The sequence below is a fragment of the Vreelandella neptunia genome, assembly GCF_000712975.1.
Classification (GTDB): Bacteria; Pseudomonadota; Gammaproteobacteria; order Pseudomonadales; family Halomonadaceae; genus Vreelandella; species Vreelandella qaidamensis.
Window position 1 is genome coordinate 333984 of the sequence record NZ_JHQL01000002.1, and the last position, 13072, is coordinate 347055.

A 13072-nucleotide genomic window follows, 5' to 3' on the forward strand; every position below is an offset into this window, starting at 1 on the left:
GTAGGCGTAGATACCTACAAAGTAACCAAGTAACCCACAGATTGGCTTTCGATAGGAATAATATGTACGGCGCTGTAGAGAGTGAGTCGCTATTATTTTTTAGGGAGACTAAGCAGACGCCTTGCTTATTCTATCCCTATCAATAGAACGTAATTCAGCATTAGTACTTATTTTATGATAAGGAGATGATCGCATGAGCAGTAACAATACTATTGGCCTGAAAAAAGCTAGTGCTAGTCAGGTGGCCAAGAAGCTCAACGAGCTACTTGCTAACTATCAAATTTTCTATATGAACGTGCGTGGATATCATTGGAATGTAAAAGGTCGTCAGTTTTTTCAGCTTCATGAGAAATTTGAGGAGCTTTACACAGACCTGCTAACTAAGGTCGATGAAGTTGCTGAGCGCATTCTCACTCTTGGCCACCAACCAGTACATGCCTACAGTGATTACGTCAAAATTGCCAAGATCCAAGAGGATAAAAATGTCCAAGACGGCGAGACATGCGTACGTGGGGTACTCCAGGGCTATCAGGTCTTAATTGAGCTACAGCGTGAGCTTCTATCATTGGCTTCAAATGCTGAGGATGAAGGAACAGCTGCCCAAGCCGGTGACTATATCCGCGAGCAGGAAAAGACCGTGTGGATGCTTACTTCTCACCTCTCGTAGTAAAAGTAAAAATTGATCACAACCACGCCCGACTCAATATTTTTCGTGGTTGTGGTCGAAGAAAGGTAAGACTGTAAGATTAAAAGCAATGAGGATTATCACCTCATGCTAGAAACCTTTATTAATTTATAAAAATAGCTGTTAACCTATTAATGGAAACTAGAGTGAATTTTTCAATGGGGAAATAAAATGAATTCTAGCGTTCACGCTTCTCGACTACAAAACTTTCCAATCTCATGGTTTTCTCTTATTATGGGAATGACAGGATTTACTATTGCTTGGCACCGAGCAGAATCCTTGTTCAATATTACAATAAAAATTAGCCCAATTCTTCTTACCACCACTTTAGTCATTTTTGTTGTCTTGCTAGCACTTTATATTACTAAAATAGCAAAGTATCCAAGCCAGGTTAAATCTGAACTTTCTCACCCCATAAAGCTTAACTTTTTTCCAACTATATCTATTGGAATAATATTATTAAGCATTGCTTTTTTGCCATACAGCAACCGAGCTTCCTTCATTTTATGGTGTGTTGGTGTAGTACTTCATCTTGGTTTCACGCTGTATGTTCTATCAGCTTGGTTGCATCAGACCCATTTTGAAGTTACCCATATAAACCCAGCTTGGTTTATTCCTATCGTGGGAAACATTCTTGTACCTATTGCTGGCATAGAGCATGCATCACTTGAACTTTCATGGTTTTTCTTCAGCATCGGGCTTATTTTCTGGGGTGTACTTCTGACCATCATTTTCTATCGAATGTTCTTTCACCAGCCCTTGCCCGCCAAGCTGCTGCCTACGTTATTCATCCTAATTGCACCACCAGCGGTGGGATCCATGTCGTGGTTTCAACTGGTAGGGGAAATCAACGCATTTGGCCGTATCCTCTATTATATCGCTCTATTTCTTACCTTAATGCTACTAACTCAAACAACGCGATTTATAAAGCTTGATTTTTTCTTATCCTGGTGGGCTTATTCATTCCCAATGGCAGCTATTACCATTGCTAGTTTTTTGATGTTTGAACAGCTACAACTACCATTTTTTAAAGTGCTAAGTCTCAGTCTTTTGGGGTTATTAACACTTTTGATTAGCATGCTTACAATAAAGACTTTCCAAGCTGTACGTATACGGTCAATCTGTGTTGAAGATTAAAATAAACGACATCACAGCCATATTAGCGATAGCGGGCTTCAGCGCCGTCTTGAGCCGAATACTGACATACTGACGCCCGCCCACCTGCAAAAGCATGGTCTATGATCATGAGACGCGAAATGACTCATCATGTAGAAATCACCCAAAAAAACCGGCTTCGCCATTTGTTTTTACGATCCACATAAACCGTGGCAACGGAGCCCATAAGAGAGTATTGATGGCTCTATTCGCCAATATTTACCGAAAGGAACTGATCTCTGTGTGTAACCTAGGGCGAGCTAGATGAGATTGCTTTCGAGCTGAATATACGCACCCACAAATACTTTGAACCCGAAATATCCAATGGAAGTGAAGAGCGAGCTAATGGCTAAGCACCGTGAAAGTCCAATCCACCCGCTATTTAATAATGTGTGTTGCAATCAGAGTTTGCATCCGCCCCGGTAAAACGTTTTAGGGTGGCTAGCAATGTGCCGAAAATGCGCATCTACCCAATTTATATTGCTTAACCTCAATATACCAAGAATGGATAAATTTGCCTTTTTTGAGCAAGCTAATAATCACAAAATGTTACGATCGATTCCTGCAGTGTTATTAGCCGCATCAGCTTTACAAGGAAATGTTGATAGTAATAAGCCACTTAGGAGGGCTGGGCGGACTATACGGTTAAGTTGATCAACATCGCTGACGCTACTCGTTACATGCAACAGCTGCATGGATGCTTGTTAAATTTGGTAAAGTGGCTCAATCATAGCAATTTTTCTTAGGTTACATTTTATGCAAAAGCTCTCCATCATCTTGGTTGAGGATGAGCCAGGCGACGCTGGCTTAATTCGCTATAACCTAAAGTTCAGCGGTGGGGAGCACGATTTCCACTGGGTCACTAGTCTCGAAGAACTCGACACGCATCTTAGAGCAATGACAGCTGCTCCTGACGTTATTCTCCTCGACTTGAATTTACCTGATTCAAGCGGGCTTGCTACTGTCTCACGCTGCAAGGCAATGGCTCGCGAGACCCCTATTGTGGTGTTAACTGGCCACGATGATATGGATTTCTCTCTTCAAGCCTTAGAGGCCGGCGCCCAAGACTATCTGATCAAAAACGACATAGCGGCAGCCGCCCTTGTACGTGCTATACGCTACGCAATGGAGCGACACCAGCTAGAACGGCGCTTACAAGAATCTGAACAGCTGACGATGGCCGCTATTGAAGGCGGCAACCTTGGCATTTGGGAGTGGAACTTAAAAACAGATGCCTGCTATACCAGCGAGCGACTGCTGAATAATCTTGGGTTCGATGCTGACGACGAAACCGTACCGCAAACGTTAGCGCAGTGGGTGGTACGCGCGCACCCTGATGATGCAGCCTCTATCAACCTAGCACTCGAACGCCATGTTAATGGAGAGGAGAAGCGTTACCAAAGCGAATTCCGTGTGAAACACAAGCTAGGACACTGGGTCTGGGTATTCGAATCTGGTCATTTGATTAGCTGGGATGCAGGAGGGAATCCGGAGCGTGTGGTCGGTATCCAGCAAGATATCACCTCACGTAAAGACATGGAGGAACAGCTGCGCAACCTGGCTATGCATGACCCACTAACAGGGCTTTTCAACCGACGTAGTTTCATGGAAGCCATGGACAGCGAATACGGCCGTGTCAAACGGAGTGCCAATTATCACACCACTATTTTAATGCTGGATATTGACTACTTTAAGTCCGTTAACGACACCTATGGCCATTCAGCAGGCGATGACATTCTCAAAGCCTTTGCCCATACAATCGCCGATAAGCTGCGTGAAAACGATGTATTCGGTCGTTTAGGTGGTGAAGAATTTGCTATTTTACTTCCCGATACGGGTTATGACGGCGGCACTCATGTAGCAGAAAAAGTACGCGCCGTCGTTGAAGCCATGCGCGTGCAGTCAGGGGAAGAAGTCATTGGTGTCACTACCAGCATTGGTGTCGCCCTGCTATCTACTGACGACAAGCGGCCTGATGGCGCCATCGCCCGTGCAGATGCGGCGCTTTATCGCGCCAAACAGAGCGGCCGCAATCGCGTTGAACATGATGAAGGTACAACTGACGCGCCAACAGCGCCGGCATAACACATTGATATTGCACCTTGACACATCGAAGGACACCTCATGCCTTTACCTGCTCGCCATTGTTCGCTGATAAGGTGGTTGTTGGCTGCAGCGTTAATATTTTCACAGGCTGTTGTCGCAGCCCCTTCAACAACGCTAGGTGTGTTTGCCTACCGTGATGTTGGGACAGTTCGCGAACAGTTCTCTCCCATTATAGAGGCAATACAGAACGCACTTCCCCACCATCAAGTGCGCATGCAAGTGTTATCACTTGAAGCGCTGGATGAAGCGCTTAAAGCGGGCGACATAGACTTCATCCTCACTAATCCACGCCATTTCTTGGCCGTCCGCCAGCATTATAATGTCAGCGGCGCGTTGGCGACACTTCAGACATACCAGGGGGGGCACCACCTAAGCTCTCTCGCGGGAGTTATTCTATCTCTAGCGGAGGACAATATAGAAACGTTGTCTGCACTGGAGGGGCGTGTCATCGGCGTACCCGGCAAACGCTTTCTTGGGGGATTTCTCGCTCAAGCTTATGAGATCCATCAGCAGGGATATGATCCTGAGCAATTTGCTAACTATCAAGAATTAGGGTCTCACGACGCTGTTATGCAGGCACTTCTGAACGGCGAAGTTGACGCCGGCTTTGTGCGCAGCGGTATTTTGGAGGACTGGATAGCAAGCGGACTTTTAGCGCAAGATACGCTCACTGTCGTGCAAGCTCACGACTTGAATCCAGGCTTTCCACTTGCTCACTCCACCCGACTCTATCCAGAGTGGGCGTTTGCTGCTATGCCACATGTCTCCATAGACGATATCCGGCACGTCAGTCGGGCCCTGCTTAGCCTGGAAGATGCTGAGCCGAAGGAGAGCGAATCCATTGGGTTTAACCCACCCCAGGACTATTTACCAGTTGAGCTGGCAGCGCGTACGTTAGGTGTTGCCCCTTTCGCAACAACGCAACTATCTCTCTGGCAGCAGCTGAACGCTCGCTTTGGCGATGCTATCTGGCTACCGGTCGCTCTGACAGCAGCATTCGTGCTGTTGCTTGCACTTTTTATTGTGCTTTATATACGCAAGTCCCGCCTCTTTGAACGCTTTACCGCTCTTTTCTATTACTCACCCAGTGCCAAGCTACTTTTGCATACCGACGAGAGGGGACATTTTGTTATTGCAGAAAGTAATTATGCCGCACACACATTGTTTAAAGCACACAGCAGTGACGATTTAATTGGTAAGGACATTGTGGACCTTTCGCCCAAGACGCAGCCGGACGGGCAACTCTCCACCACTCGTGCGAGGGAATTACTGACGCTTGCGTGCGATGAACGTCAGCAGTTCATCTGGGAACATACGGATTTGCAAGGCGCCTCCGTTATTGTTCAAGCAACGTTAATTAAGTTTACAAACAGCAAATTACTAGCTGCGTTGCAGCAAAAACCGATATTTTTAGTTGCTCTGCACGATATTACCGAACAGGAGAGCGCCCGTAGAAGACTAGAAGAAGAGCGTAACGCACTGCAGAACATCCTTTGGGGCACTGCCGCTGGCACTTGGGAGTGGAATATCCAAACGGGTGAAACACGTTTCAACGAACGCTGGGCTGAAATGGTAGGGTATCGCCTAGATGAGCTAACACCCACCACTATTGATACGTGGATGGCCTTCTGTCACCCAGACGATCTCAAGCGTTCAGAGACACTATTAACTGAACATTTTGAAGGCAAGCGTGACGCTTACGATTTTGAAGCCCGCATGCGCCACCGTAACGGTCATTGGATCTGGGTTCAGGATCGCGGTCGCGTTATCACACGCAATGAATTCGGCGAGCCGGTATGGGTCGCTGGTACCCATAGCGATATCACTGCACGCAAAGAGGCCGAAGCAAGGGCCAAATCGGCTATGGATCAAACGCGTAAGCATGCGGCGCTGCTGCCTGGCATGTTATATCAGTTTTGGCTCCACCCAGATGGTCACAGCGCCTTCCCTTACGCTAGCACAGGCATTGAAGATATCTACGGCGTCTCGCCTGAAGAGGTTCAAGAAGATGCTAGTGAGGTGTTCAATTTTATCGCCCCCGAAGACTTACCAGCAGTTGCTCATAGCATTTCTACCTCGGCCGCCAAGTTAACGATGTGGCGCCAAACATATCGCATCAACCATCCTGGCGGCCATCAAATCTGGGTCGAAGGCATCGCTACACCTGAACGGCTGGAAGATAGCAGCACCATGTGGCATGGGTACTTGCGTGATGTCACCGACGAGCACACAACGCAGTTGCAACTTGAACAGTATCGCGAATCGCTTGAGCGCTCCAATAAGGAGCTTGAGCATTTTGCGTACGCCGCATCGCATGACCTCCGTCAGCCATTACGCATGGTGACAAGCTACGCGCAACTGCTTGAACACCATCTTGGCGGGCTCGATGAAGATGGAGAGATGATGCTGCACTATATGCGCGATGGCGCAAAGCGAATGGACAACATGCTGCTATCACTGCTTGATTACTCCCGCGTTGGGCGCAAGGGACAACCAATGCAAGAGATGTCGTTGAGAAATGCCCTTGATGAAGCGCTGCACTTTTTGACTCCTGATATCAAGCAAGCCAATGCCGCAATCGAGGTGACAGGCGACTGGCCCACTGTTTATGCAAGTCCTGACGAGATGACACGGCTATTCCAAAATCTAATCAGCAACGCTCTGAAATACCGCTTAAAAGAGAATGAAGCCGTTAAAATCACTATCGATAGCACAGCATTAATCGATAGCGCAGCATTAATCGATAGCCAGCAATGGCAAATCAGCGTAACGGATAATGGCATTGGCATCGCCCCGGATCAAATAGACCGCTTATTCAAGGTTTTTCAACGCCTACATACCCGAGAGCAGTACGAGGGCACTGGCGTGGGTTTAGCCATATGCCGCAAAATTGTTGAACGCCACGGCGGGCAAATTTGGGTGGAATCCGAAGGGGAAGGCAAAGGAAGTCGTTTCACGCTAACACTCCCAGCGCACCACACCTCAGAAGGAAAACATGATGCGGTGTAATGTGCGCCTTCACTGTATTCTGTGCGCCCTCTACCTCTCTTGGTTGCCAGTAACGGGGTGGGCCATGCCAGACTTTAACGCGTTTTTTGAGCATCACTCGACGCCTATGTGGATGCTGTCAGTCGATCGGGGAGAAATTTTGGCCGCTAACCGAGCCGCAGAGGAGTTTTATGGCTTCGAGCCGCTAACAGGCATGAACATCAACCAAATCAATATGCTCACGCCAAAGCAAATAGAAGACGAGCTCCAACGCGCTGCCAAAACCGAGCGTAACCACTTGTACTTTCGACATAGGCTAGCCAATAACGACATCAAGGTAATGGGTGTCTACACCAGTCGCTTCATAGTGGATGGACGCGAGGTTCTCATCTCTTCGCTTTATGATACCAGCGACTTTGAAAGCTCTGCCGAAAGGCACTATATCGAACGTGTAGAAGAGCAAGTTGATCTGCAGACACAGCAGATTCAAGCTTCAAAGCAACGTACGCTTTGGCTAGCGATGGGGGCGACCCTCCTGCAATTTTGTGTCATTGCCATTCTGGTGATTATTTTGCATCGCTTACGTCGTTCTCAACAAGACAACCGTCGCTTAATCAACGAACTCTCCTTTCGTAATCGGGAGCTTGAGCGATTAAGTCACGTTATGGCACATCACTTCCAGGAACCTAGTCGGCGACTCGTCAGCTTCGCCCAACAGTTATCTCAACAGCTCGCCCAAAAACAGCGTCATCATCTGTCCCAAAAGAGTGCTCACTCGGTGACAGAGGAAGATAACAAAGAGATGCAAATGGCTGTTGACTTTATAGAGAGTCAGGCCAAAAAGCTGAAAGAGCTGGTGAATGATATTCAGCGCTACCTTAGTCTTGACCTCCAGCCGAAGCTGGAAACAGTGGAACCAGATTGCCTCATTGATGCGGTCTGCCACTCTACCCCTGAGCTTGCAGAGCTAAGGCGTAAGGGCGCAATAGAAATTCCTCAGCGACTGCCGTCAGTAAGTGCAGATGCGCGTCAGCTCAAAATGATTTTTCACGCGCTTTTACAGAACGCCTGGCTATATCGTGCTCCAGAGCGCAATTTAAAAGTTCGTATTACGGCACGCACGATGGCCGGTCGCGTTCAGTTTCGTGTTGAGGACAATGGTAGCGGGATTTTGCCTGAGTATCGTGAACAAGTAATGGAGATCTTCACGCGCTTGGTACCGAGCAGCAAACAGTATCCTGGTACTGGGATGGGGCTCGCCCTGGTAGTAAGAGCCCTACGCAATATCGAAGGGCATATCGCTATCGAAGAAGGTATCTCAGGCGGCACAGCAATTATTTTTGATCTACCACTAGCAAGGTGATGCGTTTTGGAAATTAAAAGTGATTTTACCGTTCTTCTTGTTGAGGACGAGGCAGCCGATGTTCATTTAACGAAAATGGCCTTCAAGCAGAGTCGCCTACTGGTCAACGTATGCGATGTTGGTGACGGCGTTGAAGCGTTAGCTTTTCTTCGGCGTGAAGGAAATTACCATAGCGCCCCATGGCCAGATATTATTCTGCTTGATCTCAATATGCCACGGATGGACGGCAAAACTTTTCTTACTCACTTAAAGCAGGACGAAAAGCTAAAGCGCATTCCTGTGATAGTCCTTACCACCTCAGAGGCGGAGTCAGACATTGTGGAGTCTTACGAACTTGGTTGCTCTGGCTTCGTAACAAAGCCTATGGATCTTTCACAATTTCTGAGGGCCATTCAGAAAGTGGAAGATTATTGGCTGACGCTGGTTAAACGGCCTTAAATGAACTTGCTCCAAGAATATCGACGAGTGATAGCTTGATCATGCCGTTCAAACCACACTAGTTAGTCATCCATGTTGAGTTTAGGCCGTACTATTTTCACCTTATATCACAAAGTTATTTAAGCTTAGCAATAACATCTTTTCGATGCCTATCTTAAAAACTTATTGCCCAGGGCAAAGATAGTTGTGCGGCGAGACTGTTACCATCAGGTTCACATCGCCGCTCTCTCAATTAATTGCCGTCTATTATATATTCTCAAATAATCACCTCTTCTAGAGAGCTTCTATGCTTTAGTGATACTAGCCTAGGCGAAAGTCTACTCCAAGCCATCAAGTAGCCACGCCCTCTATCTAGCAATTAGAAATCTCTTGCAAGAGTTCCTGCAGGGCCTAACTAGTAAGTACCTTTATCAGAATATAGATACCGAGTGGTTAACCACTTTATCCTAAGATTCAATACAGAGTTGCAAAATGCAAGAAAATCGCACTTTGCAATTAAAGACTTGCAAAACGCGAAACAATCCTAGATTTAAAGGCCTTATAAAGAGATTACCACCATCAAAAAAAATTAAGCCATTGTTAGTATTAAAAAAATATAAAGATGGCACTACTCCTGCTATTAGCTATACAACAACAGGAGGAACAAACCATGAAGTTCCCATCACCTCAAAAGATAACCGCCGCCATCGCGTTAAGTGCTTCAATTAGCGGCTGTGCTTCGATTGGGACTGCTCCTATCGCACCCCGCGAAGGCTCCCCTGTAATGACCAATCACACACCTTATAGTCGCTGCCTCAGTGCCCTAAGCCAGCAAACAGGCACAAATCTCCCCACTGTCAGCGTCGGGCAAATTCTCGATCAAACAGGTCAAGTCAGCTACTCAACCATTACCGATAGCCGCACATTAACGCAAGGCGTATCAGAAATGCTGATTAGCGCGCTGTATAAAACACGCAAAGTTAGGCTGGCAGAGCGCCTAGATATTCGTATTCCTCTGGCTGAGCGTCAGTTACAAGATGCCGGGGCAATGCAAATACCTACTGCACCTCTTAATGTACAACCAGTTAATTTTGTCATTTTGGGTGCGCTTACGGAGCTTAACTATAACATTCTCACCCAGGGAGCCCGCCTTTATGTCGGTTTAGTAGGAGGAGGGACTCGGGAAGCGGTGATTAATGTCGGTTTAGACCTCAGAGTCATAGACACCAATACTTTCCAAACAGTTTATGTCACCAGCTTACAAAAGCAGATTGTGGGCAACCAAGTAGAAGCCGGCATTTACCGCTTCTTTGACAATCAGCTTGTTGAATTCGATGCCGGGTCAGTGAGGAATGAGCCTCTTCAACTTGGTGTTCGATCCGTCGTGGAAATGGCTGCTTACCAGATCCTGACGGAAGGTCTCGGCCTGCCCATTGCTGACACTGAAGAGTGTCAAGTGGCAGACGGGCATTATCCAGCGGCTTACTAAGAGGACGCCGTCATGAAAACTCTAAATAAAACTGCACTGTCCGTAGCCATCGCCTTTGCTGGCATCACTGTGATCTCAAACGCCCAGGCCTTCGACTCAGTCACCTGGGTATGGGATGCCACCGTGAACAGCACGGTAGATACATCAGCGCTCTCGGATGTAAATGTGACACCAGCCGGCTTAACGCAGACTGAAAATGATCAGGTTGGGTTTGGCGCGATGACCTCAACCAGCTTAGTCACGGCTGTTGACAACTTAATCGTTCCCATCATCAGCGGTAATGCCATTGACGACTTAGGGTCAATTGAGAGCGTGGCCACCTCGGTAGGTAACAATGCCTCGATCGAGTCCGATGTTTCAATGCAAACGGATAGCAGCCAGCTGTATGCAGGAGCCGGACTGAGTGTAGACCCCCTCATCACCACTGCCCTCGTGCCTGGCAGTATTTTAGCAACGTCTTCAGTGTTAGGCGCCACTAACCTCACCGTTGATAGCACGGCCACAGGTGTAGGCAACAACTTGAGCCTCGATCTAGCTACCACGTCAGACCAAGATGCTTTCGCCATTGCTAACAACGAACAGCTCTCCGTAGCCCTTGTAACCAGCACGTCAACGGTGGACGCGGTGCTATTTAGCGGCATCACTGGCATGGCAGGCACTACGGTGCCCTCGGTCTCTTCGGCCGCCACCTCTGTGGGCAATAACCTATCCGTTAAAGTGGATGGAAACTTCTGAGCTTAAACACCACCAAAGGCGCCTATGCCGCGCATGGGCGCCGAGGAGACAACATCATGCAACGTTTCTCTGGAAAAAAACAAGCTCAGACCGCGGTTATGCTGAGTGCTGGGCTAATGCTCCTCTTAGCGTTTGGCCATTCACTAGAAGCAAGAGACCGTGACCCGCTGATAGGGCCATATCCCTATGACTTTCCAGAGCGAGCCAATACTCAAAGCTCGCTAATTTTACAGGAGGCACGTTGGAGGCAAGCCCGTGAAAGAAATAACAACGCGCCTGCCGCTAACCGACAGAATACCGTTGCAGGCCTTGAACCAGTGGCCGCTGATTCCTCGGAAGATACTATTATTGTAAATTCATCTACCTCAATTGCTGTGGGTAACTGGCAGCAGATTGAAATGACTCTTGGCGATGGAGCAGAAGGATTAATCATGACAGAAAATCACCAAACCAACAAAGCAGAAGCAAACTCTTTATCCAAAATAAGAAACTTACTCAACATGCAAGAAAACAGCAGCGACTTAATACTTTTAGATGAAAACATTGAGGAATAAATTACTATTAATTGATGATTTTTAATTAGTTAAAAATGTGAACAAGTGTGTCTCAACATGCCCATGTTAAAAATAGTGATATGCTGAAAGCAGATTTCATTTAATCTGGCAGCAATCAGTAGGGGCACCATTATGAGCACTCTTATTTCTACTAAAAAAAACCAACAACCGATTAACCCTGCCCACAGTATTAACGTTCTAGAAAATCAAACAGATCGTAAACAGCAATATCTTGTGCTGATTGTTGAGGACGATGAAGATGCCGCCTCACTTTACCAAGCAATACTAATGCCTCACTACCAAAACGTAAAAGTAGCGAGAAATGGTTGTGATGCAGTCTCTACGCTAATGACACATCAAGGTCCAGCAGCGGTTATCTTAGATTACCAGTTACCGGATATGACCGGCATTGATGTCATGACCACATGTCGAGATCTAGACATCCCTACTGCTTGTCTGATTATTTCTGCCAACGATTTATCAGCAGAAAATGCGTCCTGTGGCGAGATCGTTCGCCTTGTAAAACCGCTGGGTTGCAAAGCACTATTGGATTGGACGGGAAGGCTAATCGAAAAACTTCATCAACAACCATCTCATTCCGCTTCGAACGATGCTTCCCCCGAAGCCTTATTACTAGGTAAAAGCAAGGTAATGCATAATTTACGGCGGCAAATCCCACTATTAGCTCTCTCCAGTGCTCCGCTCTGGCTACATGGGGAAAGCGGTACCGGGAAAGAGCTGGCGGCACGTAGTATCCACTATTGCAGCTCTCGCTCAAATGGGCCGTTTATTGCTGTTAACTGCGCAGCTTTTCCTGAGTCACTGATTGAATCCATGCTTTTTGGACACATAAAGGGGGCTTTTAGTGGTGCCACACGCGACCAAAAAGGTTTTTTTGAAGCTGCCGATGGTGGAACTCTGTTCCTTGATGAAATAGGTGATATGCCACTGACGTTTCAAGCGAAGCTATTGAGAACCTTACAAACCGGTACTATTTTACCTGTAGGCAGTACCAAGCCAATTTCAGTTGATTGTCGTATTGTGAGTGCTTGTCACAGAGATCTCACAATAGCGGTAAACCAGGGTGAATTTAGAGAAGATCTTTATTATCGGCTTAATGTGCTTAGCATCAAGCTACCCCCCTTAAGAGAGCGCGATAATGATGTTGTCATAATTGCCAATAAGCTATTGTCTAATATTACAAATGAAGAACATACCCTTCCCTGCACGCTTACAAACAGTGCTATTCATTTCTTGAAAGAGCATTCTTGGCCTGGAAACGTAAGAGAACTTGAAAACACTCTCAGACGCGCAGCCATTATTTATCAAGGAGTCGAATTACAAGAGAAACACTTAATCTCCGACATAACCCGTGGGGCATATCATTTATCTTCAGAACCAGACATTATGTCTTTTAGCACATCGGGTAAAACTCTAAAAGAAATTGAAAAAAATATCATTGAAACCACAATTTCAGAACATAACGGATGTATCGAAACTGCTGCTAGAATTTTAGGCGTGGCCCCCTCGACACTTTATAGAAAGCGTAAAAAGCCAATGTGAAACGATATATTTTTAAT

The 13072-nt window shown here is 46.8% G+C and carries 10 protein-coding genes; all 10 read left to right on the forward strand.

Annotation, left to right across the window (positions count from 1 at the left end; genetic code table 11):
- The first annotated feature begins 193 nt into the window (after positions 1 to 193).
- Positions 194 to 667, forward strand: a complete 474-nt coding sequence (locus tag CR46_RS0106180) for a Dps family protein (RefSeq protein ID WP_030070977.1) — start codon at positions 194 to 196, stop codon at positions 665 to 667.
- A gap of 189 nt (positions 668 to 856) precedes the next feature.
- Positions 857 to 1822 (forward strand): SLAC1 anion channel family protein, encoded by a 966-nt coding sequence (locus CR46_RS0106185; protein WP_030070979.1) that lies wholly within the window; start codon positions 857 to 859, stop codon positions 1820 to 1822.
- Positions 1823 to 2596: 774 nt separating this feature from the next.
- The gene (locus CR46_RS17710) at positions 2597 to 3925 is read left to right on the forward strand and encodes a GGDEF domain-containing response regulator (RefSeq protein ID WP_051690130.1); all 1329 of its coding nucleotides are present in this window, start codon (positions 2597 to 2599) and stop codon (positions 3923 to 3925) included.
- Positions 3926 to 3964: 39 nt separating this feature from the next.
- Entirely contained in the window at positions 3965 to 6955 is a 2991-nt protein-coding gene (locus CR46_RS17940) for a PAS domain-containing protein (protein ID WP_051690131.1), read from the forward strand.
- Between the two features lie 64 nt (positions 6956 to 7019).
- A complete protein-coding gene (locus tag CR46_RS0106200) occupies positions 7020 to 8297 on the forward strand; it encodes a sensor histidine kinase (RefSeq protein ID WP_198023699.1) in 1278 nt (425 codons plus the stop codon).
- Between the two features lie 6 nt (positions 8298 to 8303).
- Positions 8304 to 8735 carry a response regulator gene (locus tag CR46_RS0106205; RefSeq protein WP_030070988.1) on the forward strand — a complete coding sequence of 144 codons (432 nt, stop codon included), beginning with the start codon at positions 8304 to 8306 and terminating at the stop codon, positions 8733 to 8735.
- A gap of 649 nt (positions 8736 to 9384) precedes the next feature.
- Entirely contained in the window at positions 9385 to 10203 is an 819-nt protein-coding gene (locus tag CR46_RS0106210; RefSeq protein WP_030070990.1) for a CsgG/HfaB family protein, read from the forward strand.
- Positions 10204 to 10215: 12 nt separating this feature from the next.
- Positions 10216 to 10938 (forward strand): hypothetical protein, encoded by a 723-nt coding sequence (locus tag CR46_RS0106215; protein WP_030070992.1) that lies wholly within the window; start codon positions 10216 to 10218, stop codon positions 10936 to 10938.
- 56 nt (positions 10939 to 10994) lie between these two features.
- Positions 10995 to 11492: a hypothetical protein gene (locus CR46_RS0106220; RefSeq protein ID WP_030070993.1), complete on the forward strand. Its 498-nt coding sequence runs from the start codon at positions 10995 to 10997 to the stop codon at positions 11490 to 11492.
- A 132-nt stretch (positions 11493 to 11624) separates the two neighbouring features.
- The gene (locus tag CR46_RS0106225) at positions 11625 to 13055 is read left to right on the forward strand and encodes a sigma-54-dependent transcriptional regulator (protein ID WP_051690132.1); all 1431 of its coding nucleotides are present in this window, start codon (positions 11625 to 11627) and stop codon (positions 13053 to 13055) included.
- Positions 13056 to 13072: the final 17 nt, after the last annotated feature.